Raw genomic sequence first — 23,777 nt, forward strand, 5'->3', positions numbered from 1 at the left:
CCAGCGTGCGGGCAGAGTGGCAGGCTTGCGAGTCTGCTCGCATAATTGACGCGTGCGGCAAGCCGGATGGTCGCCGGGTAGATATACTGTACAGACAAACAGTAACGCGCAGGAGGTCATGATGGGCTACAACGTTAAACAAGTAGAGCAGCGCCGTATCGCCGGGTTTCATCTGGTGGGGCCGTGGGAAGAGAAGGTCAAGCAGGGCTTCCAGCAGCTGCTGCTGTGGGTTGAGAATAACCAGCTCCAGCCGCTGGAGTGGGTGAGCGTCTATTACGATAATCCGGACGACGTGCCGCCGGAAAAGCTGCGCTGTGATGTTGCCATCACCGTCGAGCGCGATTTCCAGGTGCCTGTTAACAGCGCAGGCGTTATCACCACCGATATTCCCGGCGGCCACTACGCGGTGATGGGCGCGCGGGTGCATAACGAAGAGTTTGAAAGCAGCTGGAATCTCTTTTTCGATGAGCTGTTGGGTGATACCTCGGTGCAGATTGCCGCAGGTCCCTGTTTTGAGATCTACCAGAACGACGGCAAGCGCGACGGTTTCTGGGATATTGAGATGTATATCCCCGTCGAACCGAACGCCCACTAATGCAGGGCAGGGTAAAAAAGGCCGCGAGAGTGATACTGGCGGCCCCTTTTTTTGTCCTGACAGGGCATCGGTGCGGAAAAATACCGCTACAATTGCGCCTCTCTTTTTAACCCGGAGCCTGGCTGTGCGTCGCGACAAATCCCTCAGCCCTTTTGAAATACGACTTTATCGCCACTACCGCATCGTGCACGGCGTGCGCATCGCGCTGGCGTTTATCTTCACCTTTTTGCTCATCCGCCTGCTTAATGTTCCGGAGGGCACCTGGCCGTTGATCACGCTGGTGGTGCTGATGGGGCCAATCTCCTTCTGGGGCAACGTTGTGCCTCGCGCCTTTGAGCGTATCGGCGGCACCATTTTCGGCGCGGTGCTGGGGCTGGTGGCGTTAAGGCTGGAGCTCTACTCGTTGCCACTGATGCTGCTGTGGTGCGCCGCCGCCATGTTTCTCTGCGGCTGGCTGGCGCTCGGCAAAAAGCCTTACCAGGCGTTGCTGATTGGTATCACGCTTGCGGTCGTCGTGGGGGGGCCTAGCGGCGATATGCATACAGCGCTGTGGCGCGGTGGCGATGTGATTATCGGTTCGCTCCTCGCCATGCTCTTTACCGGCATCTGGCCGCAGCGCGCTTTTTTGCACTGGCGCATCCAGATGGCAAACTATGTTACGGCCTTCAACCGCGTCTACCAGGGCGGGTTTTCACGCAACCTGGTGGAGCGCCCGCGGCTGGAAAAACAGCTGCAAAAAATCCTCAACGACGTGGTGAAGATGCGCGGGCTGATTACACCCGCCTGTAAAGAGACCCATATCCAGAAAGCGATCTTTGAGGCGATCCAGACCGTCAGCCGCAATATGGTCTGCATGCTGGAGCTGCAAATCAACGCGCACTGGAGTTCACGTGCCAGCCATTTTGTGATGATTAACGCCAGCACGCTGCAGGAGACACAGCAGATGACGCAGCAGACGCTGCTCACCATCGCCCACGCGCTCTATGAGGGTAACCCGCAGCCGATACTGGCAAACACGGAAAAACTTAACGATATCGTCGCTGAACTGCGGCAGTTGATTGGCGAACATCAGGGCGATGCGGTCACGGAAACCTCGATTCACGGCTATGTCTGGCTCAGCATGGAGCTGGCGCGCCAGCTGGAGTTGTTATCGCATTTGATCTGCCGGGCGCTGCGCAAATAAACGGCTAATAACGCCCTCGGGCTGCCAGGTTGTTTCGATTCAGCTATATTTGCGGTTATGATAGCCAGCAGGAAAACTTATTGTCATATGCCACTGCTTTGGGTAGGTTTGCCTCTCAGGTGATGGCCTTAACGAATCCGAATCTCAATTAATCAGGGGTGTCAAAATGGAAACAACCAAGCCTTCATTCCAGGACGTTCTGGAATTTGTGCGTCTGTTCCGTCGCAAAAACAAACTGCAGCGCGAAATTCAGGACGTTGAGAAAAAGATCCGTGATAACCAGAAACGCGTTCTGCTGCTGGACAACCTCAGCGACTACATCAAGCCGGGCATGAGCGTTGAAGCCATTCAGGGCATTATCGCCAGCATGCGTACCGACTACGAAGATCGCGTTGATGACTACATCATCAAAAACGCCGAGCTGTCGAAAGAGCGCCGCGAAATCTCCAAAAAACTGAAAACCATGGGCGAGCTGAAATCGGTCGAACACAAAGCCGAGTAAGCGTCTGCACGGTGAGAGCCTTGTCTCTCACCGTCATCTTTTTCCACTCCACTTCCCCTTTTCCTTCCCCCTTTTTCTAAATCACCCATAAAAACCAGGCCTTTCTCTCTTTGCAGAGTGATAAAATGCGCCGCGCAGATCGTAAACCAGGATGCTCAAACATCATCAGGAGCCAGCATGTTAACGCTTGTCACCGGCGGCGCGCGCAGCGGCAAAAGCCGTCATGCCGAATCGTTAGTCAGCCCCGCACCGCGCGTGTTGTATATCGCCACCGCACAAATTTTTGATGAAGAGATGGCGGCGCGTATCGCCCACCATCGCCAGAGCCGCCCGGCGCACTGGCGCACGGAAGAGCGCTGGCAGCAGTTAAGCAATATCATCGCCGCGCACAACGATCCGGAAGAAGCGATCGTGCTGGAGTGCATCACGACGCTGGTGACTAATCTGCTCTTCGCCTTTGGCGGCAACGACGATATCGGGAAATGGGATTACGCCGCGCTGGAGATGCAGGTGCAACAGGAGATCGAGGTACTGCTCGCTGCCTGCAACGCCTGTCCCGCCCGGGTGGTGATGGTAACGAATGAAGTTGGAATGGGGATCGTGCCGGAAAACCGTCTGGCGCGGCACTTTCGTGATATTGCCGGGCGTGTCAATCAGCGGCTGGCGCAGGCCGCCGATGAGGTCTGGCTGGTGGTTTCGGGAATTGGAGTAAAAATAAAATGATCAAGTTGTTCTTCGCCACATTATCGTTTATCAGCCGCATTCCGGTACCGGGCCGCTGGGTACAGGGGCTGGATGGCGCGGATTATGTGCGTGGGATCACCACTTTTCCGCTGGTTGGCCTGCTGCTTGGCGGCCTGAGCGGCTTTCTTTTCATCATGTTACACACCTGGTGCGGTGCGCCACTGGCGGCGCTGTTGAGCGTGCTGGCGCTGGCACTGCTGACCGGTGGTTTCCATCTCGATGGTCTGGCAGACACTTGCGACGGCATTTTCTCTGCCCGCCGACGCGAGCGGATGCTGGAGATCATGCGCGACAGCCGTCTCGGCACGCACGGTGGGCTGGCGCTGGTGTTTGTGCTGGTGGCAAAAATCCTTGTGCTCAGCGAGCTACAGCTGCGCGATGCGCCCATGATAGCGGCGCTGGCGGCGGCCTGCGCCGTCGGGCGCGGCTGCTCAGTGCTGCTGATGTTCGGTCACCGCTACGCCCGCAACGAAGGGCTGGGCAATCTGTTTATAGGCAAGGTTTCCGGTAGAGATACACTCGTCACCTTAATCATCACCGCACTGTTAACCATGGCGTTGCTTGGCGCGCAAGGCGTGTTGGCGCTGCTGGTCACCATGGTGGCGGTGTTCCTGCTCGGCTGGCTGCTCAAGCGCACCCTCGGCGGGCAGACCGGCGACACCCTTGGCGCGGCGATTGAGCTTGGCGAAGTTATCTTCCTGTTCGCGCTGCTCTGACCCCTTAACGAGAGACGTAATGCAGACATTCGCGACAATATTAGCCGCCATTCCGGCACCCGACGAAGGGGCGATGGCGTGCGCGCAGCGGCATCTGGATGGGTTACTTAAGCCGGTTGGCAGCCTCGGGCGGCTTGAGGCGCTGGCGGTGCAACTGGCGGGGATGCCCGGCCTTCAGGGGGCACTGCGGGTAGAGGAGAAGGCGCTGATTGTGCTCTGCGCCGATCATGGCGTCTGGCATGAAGGGGTAACGGTTTCGCCGAAAGCGGTAACCGCTATTCAGGCTGCGAATATGGTGCAGGCCAACACTGGCGTGTGCGTGCTGGCAGCGCAGGCCGGGGCGAAGGTGCATGTGCTGGATGTCGGGATTGACGCGGCGCCGATCCCTGGGCTTATCAATATGAAAGTGGCGCGCGGTAGCGGCAACATTGCGACCGGCCCGGCAATGGGGGCGGCGCAGGCGGAAGCCGTTTTGCTCTCGACAATGGATTATACCCGCCAGCTTGCTGAGCAAGGGGTGAAACTGTTTGGCGTCGGCGAACTGGGAATGGCGAACACCACCCCAGCTGCGGCGGTGGTCAGCGTGTTAACGGGAAGTGCGCCGCAAGCGGTGGTGGGGCTGGGGGCTAATCTGCCGGAATCATTGCGGGATCATAAAGTGCAGGTGGTGAGCAGGGCGCTTGCCGTTAATCAGCCGGATGCGGCAGACGGGCTGGACGTGCTGGCAAAAGTGGGCGGCTACGATCTGCTGGGGATGACCGGCGTGATGCTCGGCGCGGCTTCGTGCGGGCTGCCGGTGGTGCTGGATGGCTTTCTCTCTTACGCCTCAGCGCTGGCGGCATGCCGGATAGCGCCGCAGGTGAAACCCTATTTGATCCCCTCGCATCTCTCCGCCGAGAAAGGAGCGCGTATTGCACTCGCGGCGCTCGGTCTTGAACCCTATCTCTCCATGGAGATGCGCTTAGGCGAGGGCAGCGGCGCGGCGCTGGCGATGCCGCTGGTGGATGCCGCCTGCGCGATTTACAACCAGATGGGCACGCTGGCAGGCAGCAATATTGTGTTGCCGCCTGTGCAGTGAGCGTTGCCGGGGCGCGCTGCGCTTATCCGGCCTACAAAACATCATTCTTTTGGTTTGCATAGGCCGGATAAGGCATTTATGCCGCCATCCGGCAACAGCGCAGATGCAACAAACCGGTCTCTATTCCGTAGGCCGGATAGGGCAGTAATGCCGCCATCCGGCAAACGCCGCTCACTCCTCGCGCTGCATCACCTGCAACAGCGTATCCAGCAAGCCCGGGAAACAGATATCCAGATCTTCGCGGCGCAGTGAAATCATATTCTCCCGCCCCTGCGGGCGCTGCCATACCACGCCGCTGTCGCGCAGCACGCGCCAGTGATGGGTCATGGTCGATTTCGCCACCTCCTGCGGACGCAGCGTATTGCAGCTCATTTCACTGCCGTCGGCGAGGCGCCTGATTATGGCCAGGCGCAGCGGGTTGCCGAGCGCAAAAAGCACATTTTCCAGGCGAAACTGCTCACGTTCAGGGTGGTTAGCGATCATACTTTTCCTGTAGTAACGATGGGGCTGCGGCTGACTCAGCGGCGCTACTATACGCAAACTGCCCGCCTGACGCCATGAGCGCCTCCCCGGATTCACCAATCGAAAGAATAGTAAAAATAGTTCGAATATACTCGTACAGTTGTACTATGCTAAACGCCGTTAAACCTCTGCGGCTCATTCGGGCCGCCAACTGACAGTCAACAGACTAAGGACGCATCATGCCCCGACCCATTCCTCTCGAACGTTATCGCAACATCGGTATCTCCGCGCATATCGATGCCGGTAAAACCACCACCACCGAGCGCATCCTGTTTTACACCGGGATGAGCCATAAGCTGGGGGAAGTACACGATGGCGCGGCAACCACCGACTGGATGGCGCAGGAGCAGGAGCGCGGCATCACCATTACCTCCGCGGCGGTAAGCTGCTTCTGGCCCGGTATGGATCGCAATGTTGAGCCGCACCGCATCAACATTATCGACACCCCAGGACACGTCGATTTCACCATCGAAGTGGAGCGCTCAATGCGCGTGCTGGACGGCGCGGTAATGGTTTACGACTCGGTGGGTGGCGTACAGCCGCAGTCAGAAACCGTCTGGCGGCAGGCCAATAAGTATCACGTCCCGCGCCTGGCGTTCGTGAACAAAATGGACCGCCCCGGCGCTGACTTCTTCCGCGTGGTGCAGATGATGATTGACCGCCTGAAAGCCAACCCGGTGCCGATTGTCATTCCGATTGGTGCTGAAGAGCACTTTACGGGGGTAATCGATCTGATCAAAATGCGCGAAATCATCTGGGATGATGCCACGCAAGGCATGTCCTTCAGCTATGCGCCGGTGCCGGAAGCGTTGCTGGCCACCGCGCAAGAGTGGCGGGAAAAAATGGTCTCTGCGGCAGCGGAAGCGAACGACGCCCTGATGGATAAGTATCTCGAAACCGGCGAGCTGGACGAAGCTGAAATTATTGCCGGTCTGCGCCAGCGCACCATCGCCGGTGAAATCCAGCCGATGCTGTGCGGCAGCGCCTTCAAGAATAAAGGTGTACAGCGCATGCTCGACGCGGTGGTGGAATTGATGCCCTCGCCGCTGGATATTCCGGCAATTCAGGGCGTGGATGAGAAAGGCCAGCCGGCGGAGCGCCATGCGAATGATGATGAGCCCTTCTCGGCGCTCGCCTTCAAACTGATGACCGACCCCTATGTCGGCCAGCTGACCTTTATTCGCGTCTACTCCGGCGTGCTGAAAAAAGGGGATGCGGTCTACAACCCGGTGAAAGGCAAAAAAGAGCGCATCGGGCGTATTGTGCAGATGCATGCCAATGACCGTCACGAAGTGGATGAGCTCCGCGCTGGCGATATCGCCGCCTGTGTCGGGCTGAAAGATGTGACTACCGGTGACACCCTGAGCGATCCGGACAAGGTCATCACCCTTGAGCGCATGGAGTTCCCGGAGCCGGTGATCTCGCTCGCCATTGAGCCGAAGACCAAAGCGGACCAGGAGAAGATGGGTATCGCGCTGCAACGGCTGGCGGCAGAAGATCCGTCGTTCCGCCTGCATACGGATGAGGAGTCCGGGCAAACCATCATCTCCGGAATGGGGGAGTTGCATCTTGAGATTATCGTTGACCGCATGAAGCGCGAATTTGGCGTGGAGGCGAACATTGGTCGCCCGCAGGTTACTTATCGCGAAACGCTGCGCAAAACCGTTAAAGAGATTGAAGGTAAGTTCGTGCGCCAGTCCGGTGGTAAAGGGCAGTATGGTCATGTGGTGCTGACGCTGGAGCCGCTGGCGGCGGGAAGCGGCTTTGTGTTTGAAGATGCGACCAAAGGCGGCGTGGTGCCGCGTGAGTACATCCCTTCCGTGGAGAAGGGGCTGCGCGAAGCGATAAATAGCGGCGTGCTGGCGGGCTACCCGGTGGTGGATGTGAAAGCGACGCTGACTTTCGGCTCCTATCACGATGTTGACTCCTCTGAGATGGCTTTCCGCATGGCGGCGATCTTCGGCTTCAAAGAGGGGGCGCGCAGAGCAGATCCGGCGATCCTTGAACCGGTGATGCATGTCGAAGTGGAGACGCCGGAGGAGTACGCCGGGAATATTATGGGCGATCTCTCCTCACGTCGCGGCATGGTGCAGGGGATGGAAGAGCGCTTCGGTAGCCAGATCATCCGCGCCGACGTCCCGCTGGCGGAGATGTTTGGCTACGCCACCACGCTGCGATCGATGTCGCAGGGGCGTGCCACCTACAGCATGGAGTTCCATCACTACGCCGAAGCACCGCGCAATGTGGCAGAAGAGATCATCGCCAGCCGCAGTAAAGGCTAAGTTTTAAACCCCGCTTCGGCGGGGTTTTTTGTTCTCAAGATCAGTGTCGTGCTCTCCCAGCGACTATCATTAGCAGATATCCGCTTCGCCTGAGGAAAGGTTATGTTGCGTCCTGTTACCCTGTTTTGCGCTTCTCTGCTGTTACTGCCGGCCCAGCCTGCGCTGGCGGTTACCTATCCGCTGCCGCCGGAAGGCAGCCGGCTGGTGGGTAACCCGCAAACCATTACTGTGCCGCAGGGCAACACCTTTCCGCTGGAAGCCTTTGCCGCGAAATATGGCCAGGGGCTGAGCAACATGCTGGAAGCCAATCCCGACGCCGACCCTTATCTGCCGAAAGCGGGTTCGCAGCTGGTGATCCCGCAGCAGATCATCCTTCCTGACACCGTGCGGGAGGGCATTGTCGTTAACGTCGCGGAAATGCGGCTCTATTACTACCCAAAAGAGAGCAATACCGTCGAGATCCTGCCGATTGGTATTGGCCAGGCCGGACGGGAAACGCCGCGTAACTGGGTCACTGCCGTCGAGCGCAAACAGGCGGGCCCCACCTGGACACCGACGGCCAACACCCGCAAAGCCTACGCCAGCGAGGGCAAAACCCTGCCAGCGTTTGTGCCTGCCGGGCCGGATAATCCGATGGGTCTCTATGCCATTTATATCGGTAAGCTGTATGCCATTCATGGCACCAATGCGGATTTCGGTATCGGCCTGCGCGTCAGCCAGGGCTGCATCCGCCTGCGCAATCAGGATATTAAATACCTGTTTGATAACGTGCCGGTTGGCACCCGGGTGCAGATTATCGATGAGCCGGTGAAAGTCAGCCGTGAGCCGGACGGCAGCAGCTGGGTTGAGGTGCACGAGCCGCTGTCGCGCAACCGCGCAGAGTTTGAGTCGACAAAAAAAGTGCCGCTACCCGCCACGCCGGTACTCAACAGAATGGTAAAAGAGGCAGGCGTCGATGCAGGCCAAGTGTCGATGGTGCTTGAAAGACGTTCAGGTATGCCGGTTAAAATCGGCGCACCGGCAGGTAACAATAGTGAAATGCAAGGCATCGAACGGATGTGAAAGCGGGCAGGGCAATTGCTCAATTAATTTGAATGTTATTGTTAAATCAATGTTATTTCATCTTGTGGCGTAAAGCGTAGAGTAGGGGGCACTCACGATTCCCTGAACGAAGGACGACGCCATGAAGAAGATCGGCTTTTTATCATTTGGTCACTGGACCCCCTCGCCGCAGTCCGGCACCCGCTCTGCGGCTGACGCGCTGCTGCAATCTATCGATCTGGCGGTCGCCGCAGAAGAGCTGGGCGCAGATGGCGCTTACTTCCGGGTGCACCATTTCGCCCGTCAGCTCGCCTCGCCATTCCCGCTGCTTGCCGCCATTGGTGCGAAAACGAGCCGTATCGAAATTGGTACCGGCGTCATCGATATGCGCTATGAAAACCCGCTCTATATGGCGGAGAGCGCCAGCGCGGCGGATCTGATTGCCGGTGGGCGTTTGCAGCTTGGCATCAGCCGCGGTTCGCCGGAGCAGGTGATTGATGGCTGGCGCTATTTCGGCTACCAGCCCGCCGAAGGCGAAAATGAGTCCGACATGGCGCGACGTCATACTGAAGTGCTGCTCGATGCGCTGCGCGGCGAAGGTTTTGCTAAGCCCAACCCGCAACCGATGTTCCCCAACCCGCCGGGTTTGTTGCGCCTTGAGCCTTATGCAGAAGGTTTGCGTGAGCGTATCTGGTGGGGCGCAGGCTCCAATGCCACCGCGGTGTGGGCGGCAAAACTGGGGATGAATCTGCAAAGTTCGACGCTGAAGGATGATGAGACGGGCGAGCCATTCCACATTCAGCAGGCGCAGCAGATCCGCGCTTACCGGGAAGCGTGGAAAGCCGCCGGTCATACACGTACGCCGCGCGTCTCTGTCAGCCGCAGCATTTTTGCTCTGATGAACGATCGCGATCGCGCTTACTTTGGCGGCAGCCGTGACGACGATGACAAAATCGGTTTTCTCGACGAGAAGACGCGCGCGATTTTCGGTCGCAGCTATGCCGCAGAGCCGGACAAATTGATTGAACAACTTAAGCGAGATGAGGCGATTGCCGAAGCGGACACGCTGTTACTCACGGTGCCGAATCAGCTTGGCGTTGACTATAACGCCCACGTTATTGAGTCAATTTTGCAACACGTTGCGCCGGCGATGGGCTGGCGCAGCTAAGCCATTGCGCTCTGCCATATTCACGCCGGCAGGGCGCTGTTTTGCCGCATAAGCGAAAGATAAAAAGCGGTAAATGTTTCCTCAGATAATTGATTTTTATACAGATAAACCCCTTACTTTCTCTGGATTCTCCCTGTCCGTTAAAAAGCAGCGCATTACTCGCTTTGTCTCATATAAGACGCCATATTCCTCCCCGCTTCGCTTGAAACGCTTTTCTCTCAAACTGTTACGCAAGGGAATCGACCTTGCGATTTTGTGACGGCTGCTACACTTATTAGCGTTATTAGTAACGACATTACGTCATTTCCGCGCGGTGAAACGCTTCGCTTTTGCAGACCGTTCACCCTCACACAAGGAGATAAGGTATGACAGACCGTCCACAAAATCCTCAGCACGCGCAACAACAACAGTGGCCCGGCAGTTTTTTACAGATGGAACCGAAACCCGATCACGGTGAAGCGGATTATCAGGGCTCGGGGCGTCTGAAAGGTAAAACCGCCATTATCACCGGCGGCGACTCTGGCATCGGCCGGGCTGTTGCCATCGCCTATGCGCGCGAAGGCGCAGACGTGGTGATCTCCTATCTGGATGAGCACGATGATGCGAAAGAGACCGCACAGTGGGTGGAAAAGGCAGGGCAAAAAGCCGTGCTGATTGCGGGAGACATCACGAATGCTGAACATTGCCGACATATTGTCGCGCAGACGGTGGAGCATTTCGGCAAGATCGACATCGTAGTAAATAACGCCGCCTACCAGATGACGCGCGAGTCGCTTGATGAGATCAGCGACGACGAATTTGACCGCACCATGAAGACCAACCTCTACGCCATGTTCTATATCTGCAAGGCAGCTGTTCCGCATATGCCGGCGGGTGGGTCGATCATCAACACGGCCTCGGTGAATGCCGATCAGCCGAAGCCGAAACTGATTGCTTACTCGGCGACCAAAGCGGCAATTATCAACTTCTCCGGTAGCCTTGCGGCGCTGCTGGCTGAAAAGGGCATTCGCTCAAATGCCGTGGCGCCAGGCCCCATCTGGACGCCGCTTATCCCGGCGACCATGCCGCCGGAACAGGTTGAGAGCTTCGGCAGTGAGGTCCCGCTTGCGCGTATGGGGCAGCCCGCAGAACTCGCCTCATCCTACGTGATGCTCGCCAGCGATGAAGCGAGTTATATCTCTGGTGCGACCATTGCCGTCACCGGTGGCGTCGCCATTATCTGACAGGCAAGGAGGCGTGATGAAAGCTTATCCCCTGGCGCTCAGTGTGCCTGTTGCCACGCATATCTTCGGCGGGCAACGCATCAAGCAGCAGTTGGGCAAAGCGGATCTGCCCGATTCACGCGTCGCGGAAACCTGGGAGATCAGCGACGTTGACGGCATGATCGCCTCGGTAATCAACGGCGAATATGCGGGCTGTAGCCTGCGTGAGCTGGTGGAGCGCTACCCGGATGAGATGGTGGCACCCGACTGGCGCGGCCCGTACTTCCCGCTGCTGAGTAAGTTTATCGACGGCAGCGGAATGTTGCCGGTGCACCTGCATGCCAATGATAAGGTCGCGCAGGCTCTTGAGCAGCAGCCGAACGGTAAAACCGAAGCCTGGTATATTCTCTGGGCAGCGGAAGATGCCACCTGTTTGTTGGGCGTGCGCGAGGGCGTCGATAATGCCCGGTTGAAAGCGGCACTGCTGGCCGAGGATTACGATGCAGTGATGCACCGCGTGCCGGTGAAAGCGGGTGATACCTTTTATGTGCCCGGCGGCATGCTGCACAGTTTCGGCCCCGATACGCTGATTTATGAAATCGAGCAGACTTCGGATATTCAGCAGCACGCTATGCCGTGGCGAATGGAGGATGGCTCGCGCCTGAGCCAGCAGGAGTGGGAGCGCAATATTGATGCGCTGTTACAGGAGCTGCGCCCGGAGCTGCGCTGCCAGCCGCAGCCCGGTTTAGTGCTCGAAGCGCCAAATCTGACGCGGCTCTTCTGCTGCGCTGGCCCCTATTTTGCGCTGGAGCGCTGGTCGTTCAGCCAGCCGCAACGTTTTCATTTCAACAGCGCGCGTATTCTCACTAACCTCGGTGCGCCGTTGACCGTTGAGGCAAACGGCGTCAGCGTCCCGGTTGGGCAGGCGGCGTCACTGTTGCTTCCAGCGGCACTTGACGAGGTGGTGCTGCGCGATGCGGGCGAGGTGCTGATCGGCTATGTACCGGATCTGATGGCTGACGTCCTGCAGCCATTGCGCGAAGCGGGTTTCCGTGAAGATCAGATTGCGGCGCTCGGCGATATAGATGGGCACCTGCGTTAACCGGCTACGCAGAATGCAAAAAGCCCGCTCGGGTTTCCCTGAGCGGGCTTCTTAAATGTGGCTCCTCTGACTGGACTCGAACCAGTGACATACGGATTAACAGTCCGCCGTTCTACCGACTGAACTACAGAGGAATAGTGTGGAGGCTTATCTTAGCGGCGAAAAATCTTTTGTCAAACCCCATTTCAGGGGAGGGGCGTCAACTGCTGATTACGTCAGCGATTTGCATGTATTGACACCAATATCTGCTGAATTGCTTTGCAGGATCACCATTTCTCCCCCATCATTTGAAATGTAATTTCATCTTTTACGGCAAGGACCATTTTGAACGTCGTCACCCCCCTTCGCCAGGCCGTCATGCGTACCCCCTGGTATAGAAAGCGTAGAAGCTACCGTGTGCTCTTCTGGCGAGAAATCACCCCGCTTGCGGTGCCCATCTTTCTCGAAAACACCTGTGTGCTGATGATGGGTGTGCTCAGCACCTTCCTCGTGAGCTGGCTGGGCAAAGAGGCGATGGCGGGCGTGGGCCTTGCTGACAGCTTTAACATGGTGGTGATGGCCTTCTTTGCCGCTATCGATCTTGGTACTACGGTGGTGGTGGCCTTCAGCCTAGGCAAGCTCGACGCCGAGCGGGCGAGGTCGGCAACGCGGCAATCGCTGATGATCATGACGCTGTTTGCCATCGTGCTGGCGGCAGTGATCCACTACTTCGGCCGCGAAATTATCGATGTGATTGCCGGGGCGGCGACCCAGCCGGTGAAAGATCTGGCGCTCACCTACCTTGAGTTGACGGTGCTGAGCTACCCGGCGGCGGCGATTGCGCTGATTGGCAGCGGCGCGCTGCGCGGCGCAGGGAATACGAAAATCCCACTGCTGATTAATGGCGGCATGAACATTCTCAATATCATCATCAGTAGCGCGCTGATCTACGGTCTGTTCGGCTGGCAGGGGATGGGCTTTGCTGGTGCCGGTCTTGGGTTGACCATCTCGCGCTATATCGGCGCGGTGGCGATTATCTGGGTGCTGATGATTGGCTTTAACCCGTCGCTGCGCATCCCGCTTAAAAGTTATGTCGAGAAGCTTAACTTCAACATCATCTGGGAAGTAATGGGCATCGGTATTCCCGCCAGCATCGAATCAGTACTGTTTAACGGCGGCAAACTGTTGACGCAGATGTTCGTCGCCGGAATGGGCACCAATGTCATCGCCGGGAACTTTATCGCCTTCTCCGTGGCGGCACTGATTAACCTGCCCGGTAACGCGCTCGGCTCAGCCTCGACGATCATTACCGGTAAACGCCTCGGCAAAGGGCAGATAGCCCAGGCCGAACGCCAGTTGCGCCATGTGTTCTGGCTATCGACGCTGTTACTCACTGCGATTGCCTGGGGAACTGCGCCGTTTGCCGGCTGGTTCGCGGCGTTTTACACCCATGAAGAGGATGTAAAAGAGGTCGTTAAGGTGCTTTTGTGGCTTAACGCCGCGTTTATGCCAATCTGGGCTGCGTCATGGGTGCTGCCCGCCGGGCTGAAAGGCGCACGTGATGCGCGTTTCGCAATGTGGGTTTCAATGCTCGGCATGTGGGGCTGTCGCGTCGTGGCAGGTTATACGCTCGGTATTGTGTTAGGGATGGGCGTGATCGGCGTCTGGCTGGGAATGTTCCTTGACTGGGCGGTGCGCGGCGCGCTCTTCTACTGGCGAATGGTCAGCGGTCGCTGGCTGTGGAAGTATCCGAAGCCGCAGAAAACGCCGACGGAACGCGCCATTTCTGCGCAAAATGGAGAATAATTCGGCAAACGCGCCAAAATGTGAAATCAGGCTTTGACATGGCGCAGGGGCACCGCTAATATTCGCCCCGTTCACACGATTCCTCTGTAGTTCAGTCGGTAGAACGGCGGACTGTTAATCCGTATGTCACTGGTTCGAGTCCAGTCAGAGGAGCCAAATTTAAGAAGCCTGCTTACGAGCAGGCTTTTTGCTTTCCGGCTTTCGGAAACCTCACTTACATTACTCAATTTCCTGCTCAGCGTTCCATGCGCCAAGCTGCATCACTGCGATATTGTTCTTCTTCCCTTTTTTCACCACGATCGGCAGATCTTTTCTGAGCAGGTGCAGCTGCGCGGGTGTAATCAGTGCTTTTGCCGCGTGTAATTGGGGTGGATTATCGAGATGAAAAACGATGTCAACAAAGAGATTGTTGCCATAAAACATGTTCGTTTGCTGCCAGGAAACAATGCGTGTGTTGTGCAGTTTTCCGCGCCATTTCTCGCGAGTGAGAAACACTTTCATCGTTTTCATTTCCCTGGCGCTTCCCCGGAAAGTATAAAAAATAGCGATGATAAAGACGATGGGCGTAGCAATGCAAATCAGAAGAAAGGCCATCTCAAACGCTGACATATTTGTAAGCCAATTTTTAAACACCGCTATTCCTTTTAAAATGCTTATTTACCCAATGTTAACCAGCATTCTCACGCTCACCGATCTGCATCATTGCAGTGAGTTTCCATTTGCCTTTTTTCACTACGATCGGCAACCCGCGCCGCAAAACATGTAGCTGGAGTGGAGAGAGCAGAGCCTTGGCGTAATGGCGAGTAGGTGATGGGCCAAGATAAAAAAAGAGATCGACGAACTGCCCATTTTCATAGAATGTGTTGGTCTCTTTCCAGGATTCAATCTGCGTAGAGTGAAGCTCACCAGGCCAACGGTGACGTGTAAGGTAGATAGTGCCAGCGAGAATGCTGGTCGACCTGCCTTTAAAACCAAAACAGATCCACCAGCAAAAGAGTAGTGTGACGGAAATGCTCACCAGGATGCTCATCCACTCAACAGGCTTCAGGTTGGCGAAAAAATGTTGCCTTCCCATTAGCCTCGTTGCTTCAGTTTTTGCAATTACCCAGTACGACAAGTTTCGTCGGCTCCTCTTCTAAATAGCGTATCGTCACACTCTTCCCTGGCTTGAACTCATCGAGATGAAGCATACGCACGAAAATCTCGCGCTGGGTGAGCCTAACATGATTATCAGCACTAAATTCAAGCGTGATATTAAGATGCAACACACCCTCAATACTTTGGTTTTTATTCTGCTCGGTATGTGTGATCAGCGCGGTGGTCTCTTTACCTCTCTTTCTTATCATTTCTTCCTCCCGCCCGCTGATTACTCAATTGCGTACGCCAATAAAGATAATCACAACAGAAAATATCAAAAAGCAAATGACCAAGCAGAATCCTATCGTTGCCATATTTATCCGCTTAATAAAATTTTTATGTACTGGTGGGGGGATATCTATCCAAACTTAATCAGTTGCCTGGTCATTTATCCCTCTGTCGAGGGACTCATAGCGCCTCTCACCGCCAGCCGAAACCGGCGGTGAGGGAGGCAGGCTTAACGGAAGGGGGGTTCGTTGAAGGTACGCAGCTTGCGCGAATGAAGACGATCGCCCTCGGCGCGCAGTAGATCGATGGCGCGAATACCGATTTGCAGATGCTCGGAAATCGCTCCTTCATAGAAGCGGTTCGCCTGGCCGGGCAGCTTGATCTCGCCGTGGAGCGGCTTGTCCGAGACGCAGAGCAGCGTACCGTAGGGCACGCGGAAGCGATAACCCTGCGCGGCGATGGTAGCGCTCTCCATATCAATTGCCACCGCGCGGCTCAGGTTAAAGCGCAGCGCTGAAGCGGAGTAGCGCAGCTCCCAGTTGCGATCGTCGGTGGTAACCACCGTACCGGTGCGCAGGCGCTGTTTCACCTCTTCGCCGGGCATCTCGCTCACCTCTTTGGTGGCGTCATACAGCGCACGCTGCACTTCGGCGATGCTCGGAATCGGGATATCCGGCGGCAGAACCGCATCAAGGACATGATCATCACGCAGGTAGGCGTGCGCCAGTACATAATCGCCAATCTGCTGGCTCTCGCGCAGGCCGCCGCAGTGACCAATCATCAGCCAGGCATCCGGGCGCAGCACCGCCAGATGATCGCAGATGGTTTTCGCATTCGACGGGCCAACGCCAATATTGATAAGCGTAATGCCCTGGCCGTCCGCAGTGACCAGATGCCAGGCGGGCATTTGATGTTTTTTCCACGCCAGATCGGAGATCGCCTGTTCCGGTGCTTCGGTATCGGCGGTGATCCAGTGGCCGCCCGCGCAGGAGAGGGCGATATAGGGGCTATCGGGATCGAGGATCTGGCTGCAACCCCAGCGCACAAATTCATCCACATAGCGGGTGTAGTTAGTAAACAGCACAAACGGCTGGAAGTGCTCGACCGGCGTACCGGTGTAGTGGCGCAGGCGCGCCAGCGAGAAGTCGACGCGGCGGGCGTCGAAGTGCGACAGCGGGTAGAGCTCGGTCGGGTGGAACAGGCCATCTGCCGTCTCATCACCAATCTGCGCCAGCTCGGTGGTCGGGAAAAAGCGTGTCAGGCCAGCGCTCATTGAGCGATCCAGCGTCAGCTCTGAACCGTCTATCACATAGGGATAAGGAATTTCGTGGGCCGACAGGCCAACCTCGATCTGCGCACCATAATCCTGACACAGCAGCGTGAGCTGTTCGATGAGATAGGCGCGAAACAGCGACGGGCGGGTAACGGTGGTGGAGTAGCTTCCCGCATGGGTAAAACGCGCATAGGCGCGGGTTTTTGATGGTTTACTCGCACTGCCGTTCCAGCTCACCGACAACTGCGGGTAGACGAAGAGCCCTTTTTCACGCGCCTCTGCGTCCGGAAGTTCACCTTTCTCAATATAGACACCAATCGCCTCGCGAAGGGCATTGACGGAGCGGTCATACAGCGCTTCCAGCTGATCGAGCGCCTGTTCCGGGGTCAGATTTGCACCCTCGTTGGTCATTTTTATCTCCTTATCTGCGTTACGGCTCTACCGATAATATGTCACGACTTTGTGAAACGAAAGTTGCCGACCAGTGATTCGGAGGAAACGGGGGAAAAGATCCGGCACGCCAGCGCGCGCCGGAAGCGGGTTATGCGTGGATGTTGACCAGCGTACGGCCATGTATGTTGTTATTGAGGAACTCAGCGGCCGTGGCGGAAACCTGTTCAAGCGCAATCTCAGTTGCAGCCTGCTGGTAATAGCTCTCCGGCAGCGTGCTCGCCAGCTTCTCCCAGACGGCGCTGCGCTTTTCAGCAGGCACCATCACCGAGTCAACGCCCTGCAGACGCACATTGCGCAGAATAAATGGCATTACGCTGGTAGGGAGATCGAAACCGCCCGCCAGACCGCAGGCCGCCACGCAGCCACCATAGTTGGTCTGCGCCAGCACTTTTGCCAGCACCTTGCTGCCGACCGTATCGACCGCGCCAGCCCAGAGCTGTTTCTCCAGCGGGCGCGTCTCGTCAAACTCACTTCTTGGCAGGATCTGATCCGCACCCAGATGGCGCAGAAACGCATGGGTCGATTCGCGCCCGGTCACCGCTGCAACGTGGTAGCCCAGCGCTTTCAGCAGCACCACCGCCGTGCTGCCGACGCCACCGCTGGCACCGGTAACCAGCACCGTGCCATCCTGCGGTTTCACGCCCGCTTCTTGCAGGGCGTTAACGCAGAGCATGGCGGTAAAACCGGCAGTACCGATAATCATCGCATTGCGTGCGCTCAGGCTTTGCGGCAGCGGCACCAGCCAGTCGCCCTTTACGCAGGCCTGGGTTGCCAGGCCGCCCCAGTGGTTCTCCCCCACGCCCCAGCCGGTGAGGATCACCGCCTGGCCTGGCGTGTAGCGCGCATCGCGGCTTTCACTGACGCGACCAGCGAAATCGATGCCCGGCACCATCGGGAACTGGCGCACGATTTTGCCTTTGCCGGTGATCGCCAGCGCATCTTTGTAGTTGAGGCAGGACCAGTCTATATCGACTTTCACTTCGCCCTCGGCAAGATCCGGCAGGGCGATCTCCTGCACCGCGGCGAGGGTCTGTTTCTCATGTTGTTCCAGAACTAATGCTTTCATAACTGCGTTTTCCTCGTCATGAGGGGTGGATTTCGGCGTAATGCCGGCTCTGCAGGTGTTATTTGAATATGTTGGCGGAAGAAGGCCCAGAAGTGGTCGAGCGGCTCTGCGCTGCGAAAGAGTTTGGCGCGCATCACCGCGCCCTCCCAGCCGGACCAGAAGAGGCTGGCCAGCGCCTCGGGCGATGCGTCCTGCGACAGCTCGCCACAGGCTTGCGCCTCGCGCAGACACGCTGCCACGCGCTTCTCCCAGTCGCGCAAAATGGTTTTCAACTGCTCTGGAAAGGCGTCGGGTAACAGCGGCGTCTCCTGCAACAGGTTACCGACCAGGCATCCGCGGCGGAAATCATACTTCGCCATCCCTTCCCCGGCGTGGTGCACAAAGGCATCCAGCCGCTGTAAAGGCGTCAGTGATGCAGTGAGCAGGAAAGCGTCGAGCTTATGGGCGAAGAAAGCGCCGTAGGCGTCAAGCACCGCCATGCCGAACGCCTCCTTGCTCGTAAAGCAGTGGTAAAACGAACCCTTAGTTACAGCGATGTTTTTGATTACCGCCTCGATCCCGGCAGCGAGATAGCCGGTCTCTGTCAGCACTTCAAGACCTGAACGGATCAGCGCCTGGCGGGTGTCGGTAAAGTCGCGTGCCTTTTGCGGCGGGCGGCCACGACGCGGCTTTTGCGTCAGTCTGTTATCGCCATCCATCATTTAGACCGATTGGTTTTAATCGGCTTAAGGCTACGCCGGACGTGAGAGAGAGGCAAGGGAGAGGGGAGAGAAAAATGCCCGCACAAGGCGGGCAACTCCGTCAGGCAGTCGTATTAATGTTACGACCAATAGCCGGATTAGAAGGCAACTGCGGGATCTGTTTGATCAGATCCGTTGCAATAGCTTGTTGCGAATCCAGCGCCTTTTTCAGCACCAGGGTGTTCACCTGGTTATCGAGCTGATAAGAATCAAGGCTGCTGGCTAATGATGCGATCTGAATTGGGTCCATGTCGATCATCCTTTTGTTGTCGAGCAACATCGCTCAGCGCGGCGAAATTAACGCCACACCAGGTTATCGGCAATGATGACAGAAACATTAGAAGGGAGCAGTAAGCAGATGCATTCCGGTGGAAAAGCAAAAAGCCCGCTAAAAAGCGGGCTTTTCTAAATTTGGCTCCTCTGACTGGACTCGAACCAGTGACATACGGATTAACAGTCCGCCGTTCTACCGACTGAACTACAGAGGAATCGTGTGAACGGGGCGCATATTATCGATGACCATCGGGCTTGTCAAAGGGTGGATTGCAATGAGATGACCGTTTGCTGACAAATTGGACAATCTGCTCATCCCGCGCCCGTTTGCGCCGCTTTTAGCCCTGTTTTGCACCGTACTGGTGCAAATTACCCCTTATGGGGCATAAGCAAACCGCTGTTTTAAGCTGCATTTCTCACGCAATGATTAGAAAGGCTTATTATCCAGCCGCTTAACACTCCTTTTATTCATCTCAGGAAATGTGGCAAGCATATTGCAACTCCTCCTGCATCATCACTCTTCGCGTTGGCATGGGTAATCCTTACAGGAGGCAAAATGAACTTAAGACGCCTGAAGTACTTCGTAAAAATCGTCGATATTGGCAGCCTGACGCAGGCCGCTGAAGTGTTACATATTGCGCAGCCTGCGCTGAGCCAGCAGGTCGCGACGCTGGAAGGCGAGATGGATCAACAGTTGCTGATCCGCACCAAGCGCGGCGTGACGCCGACGGAAGCGGGCAAAATCCTCTACACCCATGCGCGCACTATCCTGCGCCAGTGTGAACAAGCGCAGCTGGCGGTGCATAACGTTGGCCAGACGCTGCGCGGCCAGGTATCGATTGGCCTCGCGCCCGGTACGGCTGCCTCCTCAGTGACCATGCCGCTGCTGCAAGCCGTACGCGCCGAGTTACCGGAAGTGACCGTCTATCTGCATGAAAACAGCGGCACGGTGCTTAACGACAAATTGTTAAACGGCCAGCTCGATATGGCCGTGCTCTACGAGCGCGCGCCGGGTGCAGGCATTAATAGCCTGCCGCTGCTGAAAGAGGATCTCTACCTGGTCGGCACGCGGGATTGCCCGGGGCAGAGCGTCGACCTGGCGGCGGTAGCTGAACTCAATCTCTTTCTGCCGCGCGATTACAGCGCCGTGCGTTTACGGGTTGATGAAGCGTTTTCTCTGCGCCGCCTGACGGCGAAAATCATCGGCGAGATTGAGTCTATTTCCACACTGACGGCGGCGATCGCCAGCGGAATGGGGGTAACGGTGCTGCCGGAATCCGCAGCGCGGTCACTCTGTAGCGCCACGAACGGCTGGATGGCGCGTATTACCACGCCATCAATGAGCCTGCCGTTGTCGCTGAACGTCTCTGCACGTGGCGGAATGTCGCCACAGGCACAGGCGGTGAAAGACATTCTGCTCTCGCTGGTCAGCCGCCCGACGATGGAGAATCGCGAGCTGCAGCTGGCAAGCTAGTCTTTATTCCTTAAAGGTATAAGTTGCTGGTTTTTATTATTTGTTCTGCCTGGCCGCAGACTTTAACAATAACGTCATGATTGATGGGCCAGGAGCGAAGGGTGAACTTCCAGCAACTTAAAATTATCCGTGAGGCGGCGCGGCGGGATTACAACCTGACGGAGGTCGCCAACATGCTGTATACGTCGCAGTCCGGGGTGAGTCGACATATCCGCGAGCTTGAAGAGGAGCTGGGGATTGAGATCTTCATTCGCCGCGGCAAGCGGTTGCTGGGCATGACCGAGCCGGGCAAAGCGCTGCTGGTGATTGCCGAGCGCATCCTCAATGAGGCGAGCAATGTTCGCCGGCTCGCCGACCTCTTCACCAATGACACCTCCGGCGTCCTGACCATCGCCACTACCCATACGCAGGCGCGCTACAGCCTGCCCTCGGTAATTAAATCCTTCCGCGCACTCTTTCCTGAAGTTCGCCTTGAGCTTATCCAGGGGACGCCGCAGGAGATTGAAACCCTGCTGCATAACGGCGGTGCGGATATTGGTATCGCCAGTGAGCGCTTAAGCAACGATAACGCGCTGGTCGCTTTCCCGTGGTTTCGCTGGCATCACAGCCTGCTGGTGCCGCAGGATCATTCGCTGGCGCAGGCTTCGCCGCTGACGCTGGAGGAGATCTGCCGCTGGCCGCTTATTACCTATCGGCAGGGCATTACCGGGCGTTCGCGCATTGATGAAGCTTTTGCCCGCAAGGGGCTCATTCCCGACGTGGTGCTGAGCGCGCAGGACTCTGATGTGATCAAAACCTATGTTGAGCTGGGCCTCGGCGTTGGGCTGGTGGCGGAGCAGTCCAGCGGCGAGCATGAAGCAGGGAAACTGGTGCGCCTCGACACCCGCCATCTTTTTGATGCCAATACCGTCTGGCTGGGGTTAAAGCGCGGCCAGCTGCAGCGCAACTATGTCTGGCGCTTTATCGAACTCTGTAATGCCGGGTTGTCGGTAGATGAGATCAAGCGTCAGGTGATGGAGCCGGATGAAGCGGCGATTGATTACCAGATTTAACGCCAAAAAAGCCTGCGCAGACGCAGGCTTTTTTATCGGCTTAGCGCGGCTGCGGCCTGATAAATATCGCCGTCATCGCGGAGAGCAAGCAGCCCACCATCAGGTAAATCGCTACGCTGTGCCACTCGCCGCCGGAGAACGTTAACAGTGCAGCGGCGATAAACGGCGTGAAGCCGCCGCCGACCACGCTGGCGACCTGATAACCGACGCCCGCGCCGCTGTAGCGATAGCCTGCGCCAAACATCTCGGTGAACATCGGTTGCTGGACGCAGACCACCATATCGTGGGCGATATTCGCCAGCAAAATGGAGAAGACCACTACGCCAAAAATGGAGCGTGCTTCAAGCGCCATAAAGAAGGGGAAGGCGCTGATGGCACCGAGCAGCGCGCCGGTAATATAGATGCGCCGCCGTCCGAAGCGATCCGCCATCCAGGCGAAGAGTGGAATGGTAAAGCAGCTAACGCCGCCCACCAGCAGCCCGATATTGAGGAACAGTTCACGCGGCATGCCCAGGTTTTGCGTCGAGTAGTTCAGCGCAAAAGCGGTGACGATATACATGGTCAGCAGTTCGCACAGCCGCAGGGCGATAATCTTGAGAAACGCCCCCGGGTGGCGAATCAGCGCTTCAAACACCGGCGGGCGGTTTTTCGCTGCAGCGGGCTTTTGTGCCTGCGCGCGCTCGAACTCGACGGACTCTTCCATGCCGTTGCGCACCCACAGCGCGCCGAGCACCAGCACAATGCTGAACAGGAACGGCAGACGCCAGCCCCAGCTCAGGAACTGCTCATCGGTGGTCAGCGTGCTGACAAGCGACACCAGCCCGGTGGAGAGCAGCAGGCCGACGCCATAGCCCACCTGAATCCCGCTGCTGTAAAAGGCTTTCTTACCGGTCGGCGCGCTCTCGACCGCCAGCAGCGCTGCGCCGCCCCATTCGCCACCGACGGCGAAGCCCTGAATGGCGCGCAGGGTAACCAGCAGTACCGGTGCCCACCAGCCAATGGTGGCGAAAGAGGGGAGAATGCCGATGCAGGCGGTGGCAATGCCCATCATCCAGACCGTCATCATCAGCATCCGCTTACGCCCTAGGCGGTCGCCAAAATGACCAAAGACGATACCGCCGAGCGGGCGGAACAGAAAGCCGACGCCAAAGGTGGCAAAGGCGGCAAGCGTGCCCATTGCCGGGTCGATCTGCGGAAAAAATTCGCTGTTAAACACCAGCGCGGCGGTGATGCCGTAGAGTAAAAAATCGAACCAGTCGACCACGGCGCCCGCAAAGCTGCCCCAGGCAGCACGGCGCGCGCGGTGTGATGATGGGATCTGCTCATCGGGACGGGGGGGAATGAGTGTGGAGTCCATAGCTGTCCTGTCTGTTCCTTACATCGTGCAATTTTTTATTATTAAAACCAGGGAAAGGATTACTCACATTGTATGCGGCAAAATTTAGGCCGCCCTTGAGACTACAGCGACAGCCCGCGTGAGAAAACCCTTTTACACCCATCTCCTGCCTGACGGGGTTAAGCGACCTGACTCTGCGCCTGGTATATCCTTAACAATTCCCGCTATAATCCGGGAAATTTGTTAACGGATTCAGAAGCGAAAATGGCAAAACTTACCTTACAGGAGCAGCTGCTGCAGGCGGGGCTGGTCAACAGCAAGAAGATGGCTAAAGTGCAGCGCACGGCGAAAAAGTCCCGCGTGCAGGCGCGCGAGGCGAGAGAAGCGGTAGAAGAGAACAAAAAGGCGCAGCTTGAGCGCGACAAGCAGCTTAACGAGCAGCAAAAGCAGGCGGCGCTTGCCAAAGAGTACAAAGCGCAGGTTAAACAGCTGATTGAGATGAACCGCATCACCATCAACAGAGGTGATATTAACTTCAACTTCACCGATAACAATCTGATCAAAAAAATCGTGGTCGATAAGGTGACGCAGGCGCAATTGATCAGTGGTCGTCTGGCCATTGCCCGTCTGGTGACGGAAAACCGCAGCGAGCCGGAGTATGCGATTATTCCCGCCAGCGTGGCCGATAAAATCGCCCAGCGCGATGCCGACAGCATTGTGCTCAACAGTACGCTGAGCCAGGAAGCGCAGGATGAAGACGATCCCTATGCCGATTTCAAAGTGCCTGACGATCTGATGTGGTAAGGCGCGCAAAAGAGTATCAGG

At 57.1% G+C, this 23,777-nt stretch carries 24 protein-coding genes and 3 tRNA genes; 17 read left to right on the forward strand and 10 right to left on the reverse strand.

Annotation, left to right across the window (positions count from 1 at the left end):
• Positions 1-121: 121 nt before the first annotated feature.
• The 6 genes from sbmC to cobT all read left to right on the forward strand — a co-directional run bounded on the left by sbmC (position 122) and on the right by cobT (position 4,818).
• The gene (gene sbmC / locus PU683_RS11035) at positions 122-595 is read left to right on the forward strand and encodes a DNA gyrase inhibitor SbmC (RefSeq protein ID WP_277174270.1); all 474 of its coding nucleotides are present in this window, start codon (positions 122-124) and stop codon (positions 593-595) included.
• 124 nt (positions 596-719) lie between these two features.
• A complete protein-coding gene (locus PU683_RS11040; protein WP_277171498.1) occupies positions 720-1,778 on the forward strand; it encodes an FUSC family protein in 1,059 nt (352 codons plus the stop codon).
• A gap of 166 nt (positions 1,779-1,944) precedes the next feature.
• Positions 1,945-2,280, forward strand: a complete 336-nt coding sequence (locus PU683_RS11045; RefSeq protein ID WP_023479096.1) for a DUF496 family protein — start codon at positions 1,945-1,947, stop codon at positions 2,278-2,280.
• Positions 2,281-2,457: 177 nt separating this feature from the next.
• Entirely contained in the window at positions 2,458-3,003 is a 546-nt protein-coding gene (gene cobU / locus PU683_RS11050) for a bifunctional adenosylcobinamide kinase/adenosylcobinamide-phosphate guanylyltransferase (protein WP_277171499.1), read from the forward strand.
• Positions 3,000-3,740 (forward strand): adenosylcobinamide-GDP ribazoletransferase, encoded by a 741-nt coding sequence (gene cobS, locus PU683_RS11055; RefSeq protein WP_277171500.1) that lies wholly within the window; start codon positions 3,000-3,002, stop codon positions 3,738-3,740. The genes cobU and cobS overlap by 4 nt, the downstream gene beginning before the upstream one ends.
• 19 nt (positions 3,741-3,759) lie before the next feature.
• Positions 3,760-4,818: a nicotinate-nucleotide--dimethylbenzimidazole phosphoribosyltransferase gene (cobT, locus tag PU683_RS11060; protein WP_277171501.1), complete on the forward strand. Its 1,059-nt coding sequence runs from the start codon at positions 3,760-3,762 to the stop codon at positions 4,816-4,818.
• A 171-nt stretch (positions 4,819-4,989) separates the two neighbouring features.
• Here cobT and PU683_RS11065 read toward each other — a convergent pair whose 3' ends face one another.
• Positions 4,990-5,301 (reverse strand): ArsR/SmtB family transcription factor, encoded by a 312-nt coding sequence (locus PU683_RS11065; RefSeq protein WP_277171502.1) that lies wholly within the window; start codon positions 5,299-5,301, stop codon positions 4,990-4,992.
• Positions 5,302-5,519: 218 nt separating this feature from the next.
• On the opposite strand from PU683_RS11065, the gene fusA reads away from it, so the two are divergent.
• From fusA to PU683_RS11090, 5 genes are all read left to right on the forward strand, one after another.
• On the forward strand, positions 5,520-7,622 hold the full coding sequence (gene fusA / locus PU683_RS11070) for an elongation factor G (protein ID WP_277171503.1): 2,103 nt from the start codon (positions 5,520-5,522) through the stop codon (positions 7,620-7,622).
• A 105-nt stretch (positions 7,623-7,727) separates the two neighbouring features.
• Complete coding sequence (gene ldtA, locus PU683_RS11075; RefSeq protein ID WP_277174271.1) at positions 7,728-8,684, forward strand: L,D-transpeptidase; 957 nt, start codon at positions 7,728-7,730, stop codon at positions 8,682-8,684.
• A gap of 121 nt (positions 8,685-8,805) precedes the next feature.
• Positions 8,806-9,831 carry an LLM class flavin-dependent oxidoreductase gene (locus tag PU683_RS11080; protein WP_277171504.1) on the forward strand — a complete coding sequence of 342 codons (1,026 nt, stop codon included), beginning with the start codon at positions 8,806-8,808 and terminating at the stop codon, positions 9,829-9,831.
• A 365-nt stretch (positions 9,832-10,196) separates the two neighbouring features.
• Positions 10,197-11,054, forward strand: coding sequence for a glucose 1-dehydrogenase (locus PU683_RS11085; RefSeq protein ID WP_277171505.1), 858 nt, complete (start codon positions 10,197-10,199; stop codon positions 11,052-11,054).
• Between the two features lie 16 nt (positions 11,055-11,070).
• On the forward strand, positions 11,071-12,135 hold the full coding sequence (locus PU683_RS11090; RefSeq protein WP_277171506.1) for a class I mannose-6-phosphate isomerase: 1,065 nt from the start codon (positions 11,071-11,073) through the stop codon (positions 12,133-12,135).
• A gap of 58 nt (positions 12,136-12,193) precedes the next feature.
• Here the strand turns inward: PU683_RS11090 and PU683_RS11095 are convergent.
• Positions 12,194-12,269: transfer RNA gene (locus PU683_RS11095), tRNA-Asn, on the reverse strand.
• Positions 12,270-12,432: 163 nt separating this feature from the next.
• On the opposite strand from PU683_RS11095, the gene PU683_RS11100 reads away from it, so the two are divergent.
• Positions 12,433-13,920: an EmmdR/YeeO family multidrug/toxin efflux MATE transporter gene (locus tag PU683_RS11100; protein WP_277174272.1), complete on the forward strand. Its 1,488-nt coding sequence runs from the start codon at positions 12,433-12,435 to the stop codon at positions 13,918-13,920.
• 80 nt (positions 13,921-14,000) lie between these two features.
• Positions 14,001-14,076 (forward strand) — tRNA-Asn (locus PU683_RS11105).
• A gap of 63 nt (positions 14,077-14,139) precedes the next feature.
• Here the strand turns inward: PU683_RS11105 and PU683_RS11110 are convergent.
• Positions 14,140-14,553, reverse strand: coding sequence for a hypothetical protein (locus PU683_RS11110; RefSeq protein WP_277171507.1), 414 nt, complete (start codon positions 14,551-14,553; stop codon positions 14,140-14,142).
• 34 nt (positions 14,554-14,587) lie between these two features.
• Entirely contained in the window at positions 14,588-15,037 is a 450-nt protein-coding gene (locus PU683_RS11115; RefSeq protein ID WP_277171508.1) for a hypothetical protein, read from the reverse strand.
• Between the two features lie 106 nt (positions 15,038-15,143).
• Here PU683_RS11115 and PU683_RS11120 point away from each other — a divergent pair, with 106 nt between their 5' ends.
• Positions 15,144-15,503 carry a hypothetical protein gene (locus PU683_RS11120; protein ID WP_277171509.1) on the forward strand — a complete coding sequence of 120 codons (360 nt, stop codon included), beginning with the start codon at positions 15,144-15,146 and terminating at the stop codon, positions 15,501-15,503.
• 11 nt (positions 15,504-15,514) lie between these two features.
• On the opposite strand, the gene PU683_RS11125 is transcribed toward PU683_RS11120, so the two are convergent.
• From PU683_RS11125 to PU683_RS11145, 5 genes are all read right to left on the reverse strand, one after another.
• Complete coding sequence (locus tag PU683_RS11125; protein ID WP_277171510.1) at positions 15,515-16,969, reverse strand: AMP nucleosidase; 1,455 nt, start codon at positions 16,967-16,969, stop codon at positions 15,515-15,517.
• A 130-nt stretch (positions 16,970-17,099) separates the two neighbouring features.
• The gene (gene acuI, locus PU683_RS11130; RefSeq protein WP_277171511.1) at positions 17,100-18,077 is read right to left on the reverse strand and encodes an acrylyl-CoA reductase (NADPH); all 978 of its coding nucleotides are present in this window, start codon (positions 18,075-18,077) and stop codon (positions 17,100-17,102) included.
• On the reverse strand, positions 18,074-18,775 hold the full coding sequence (gene acuR, locus PU683_RS11135; RefSeq protein ID WP_277174273.1) for an acrylate utilization transcriptional regulator AcuR: 702 nt from the start codon (positions 18,773-18,775) through the stop codon (positions 18,074-18,076). Before acuR ends, acuI begins: the two co-directional genes overlap by 4 nt.
• A gap of 103 nt (positions 18,776-18,878) precedes the next feature.
• Positions 18,879-19,067 (reverse strand): YjfB family protein, encoded by a 189-nt coding sequence (locus PU683_RS11140; protein ID WP_277171512.1) that lies wholly within the window; start codon positions 19,065-19,067, stop codon positions 18,879-18,881.
• 162 nt (positions 19,068-19,229) lie between these two features.
• A tRNA-Asn gene (locus tag PU683_RS11145) sits at positions 19,230-19,305 on the reverse strand.
• A 341-nt stretch (positions 19,306-19,646) separates the two neighbouring features.
• Here PU683_RS11145 and nac point away from each other — a divergent pair.
• Both nac and cbl read left to right on the forward strand, forming a co-directional pair.
• The gene (nac, locus tag PU683_RS11150) at positions 19,647-20,564 is read left to right on the forward strand and encodes a nitrogen assimilation transcriptional regulator NAC (protein ID WP_277171513.1); all 918 of its coding nucleotides are present in this window, start codon (positions 19,647-19,649) and stop codon (positions 20,562-20,564) included.
• Positions 20,565-20,665: 101 nt separating this feature from the next.
• The gene (gene cbl / locus PU683_RS11155; protein WP_277171514.1) at positions 20,666-21,616 is read left to right on the forward strand and encodes an HTH-type transcriptional regulator Cbl; all 951 of its coding nucleotides are present in this window, start codon (positions 20,666-20,668) and stop codon (positions 21,614-21,616) included.
• 40 nt (positions 21,617-21,656) lie between these two features.
• On the opposite strand, the gene shiA is transcribed toward cbl, so the two are convergent.
• Complete coding sequence (gene shiA, locus PU683_RS11160) at positions 21,657-22,973, reverse strand: shikimate transporter (RefSeq protein WP_277171515.1); 1,317 nt, start codon at positions 22,971-22,973, stop codon at positions 21,657-21,659.
• Between the two features lie 243 nt (positions 22,974-23,216).
• On the opposite strand from shiA, the gene PU683_RS11165 reads away from it, so the two are divergent.
• The gene (locus PU683_RS11165; protein ID WP_277171516.1) at positions 23,217-23,756 is read left to right on the forward strand and encodes a DUF2058 domain-containing protein; all 540 of its coding nucleotides are present in this window, start codon (positions 23,217-23,219) and stop codon (positions 23,754-23,756) included.
• The last annotated feature ends 21 nt before the right edge of the window (positions 23,757-23,777 follow it).

The organism is Candidatus Kosakonia sp. 282A-S69 (genome assembly GCF_029433855.1).
Taxonomy (GTDB): Bacteria; Pseudomonadota; Gammaproteobacteria; order Enterobacterales; family Enterobacteriaceae; genus Kosakonia; species Kosakonia cowanii_A.

What these genes read in the sequence shown, in the direction of transcription:
- sbmC (WP_277174270.1), top strand. Translation starts at nt 122, where the DNA reads ATGGGCTACAACGTTAAACAAGTAGAGCAGCGCCGTATCGCCGGGTTT.
- PU683_RS11045 (WP_023479096.1), top strand. Translation starts at nt 1,945, where the DNA reads ATGGAAACAACCAAGCCTTCATTCCAGGACGTTCTGGAATTTGTGCGT.
- cobU (WP_277171499.1), top strand. Translation starts at nt 2,458, where the DNA reads ATGTTAACGCTTGTCACCGGCGGCGCGCGCAGCGGCAAAAGCCGTCAT.
- cobS (WP_277171500.1), top strand. Translation starts at nt 3,000, where the DNA reads ATGATCAAGTTGTTCTTCGCCACATTATCGTTTATCAGCCGCATTCCG.
- cobT (WP_277171501.1), top strand. Translation starts at nt 3,760, where the DNA reads ATGCAGACATTCGCGACAATATTAGCCGCCATTCCGGCACCCGACGAA.
- PU683_RS11065 (WP_277171502.1), bottom strand. Translation starts at nt 5,301, where the DNA reads ATGATCGCTAACCACCCTGAACGTGAGCAGTTTCGCCTGGAAAATGTG.
- fusA (WP_277171503.1), top strand. Translation starts at nt 5,520, where the DNA reads ATGCCCCGACCCATTCCTCTCGAACGTTATCGCAACATCGGTATCTCC.
- PU683_RS11080 (WP_277171504.1), top strand. Translation starts at nt 8,806, where the DNA reads ATGAAGAAGATCGGCTTTTTATCATTTGGTCACTGGACCCCCTCGCCG.
- PU683_RS11085 (WP_277171505.1), top strand. Translation starts at nt 10,197, where the DNA reads ATGACAGACCGTCCACAAAATCCTCAGCACGCGCAACAACAACAGTGG.
- PU683_RS11090 (WP_277171506.1), top strand. Translation starts at nt 11,071, where the DNA reads ATGAAAGCTTATCCCCTGGCGCTCAGTGTGCCTGTTGCCACGCATATC.
- PU683_RS11120 (WP_277171509.1), top strand. Translation starts at nt 15,144, where the DNA reads ATGATTATCAGCACTAAATTCAAGCGTGATATTAAGATGCAACACACC.
- PU683_RS11125 (WP_277171510.1), bottom strand. Translation starts at nt 16,969, where the DNA reads ATGACCAACGAGGGTGCAAATCTGACCCCGGAACAGGCGCTCGATCAG.
- acuI (WP_277171511.1), bottom strand. Translation starts at nt 18,077, where the DNA reads ATGAAAGCATTAGTTCTGGAACAACATGAGAAACAGACCCTCGCCGCG.
- acuR (WP_277174273.1), bottom strand. Translation starts at nt 18,775, where the DNA reads ATGGATGGCGATAACAGACTGACGCAAAAGCCGCGTCGTGGCCGCCCG.
- PU683_RS11140 (WP_277171512.1), bottom strand. Translation starts at nt 19,067, where the DNA reads ATGGACCCAATTCAGATCGCATCATTAGCCAGCAGCCTTGATTCTTAT.
- nac (WP_277171513.1), top strand. Translation starts at nt 19,647, where the DNA reads ATGAACTTAAGACGCCTGAAGTACTTCGTAAAAATCGTCGATATTGGC.
- shiA (WP_277171515.1), bottom strand. Translation starts at nt 22,973, where the DNA reads ATGGACTCCACACTCATTCCCCCCCGTCCCGATGAGCAGATCCCATCA.
- PU683_RS11165 (WP_277171516.1), top strand. Translation starts at nt 23,217, where the DNA reads ATGGCAAAACTTACCTTACAGGAGCAGCTGCTGCAGGCGGGGCTGGTC.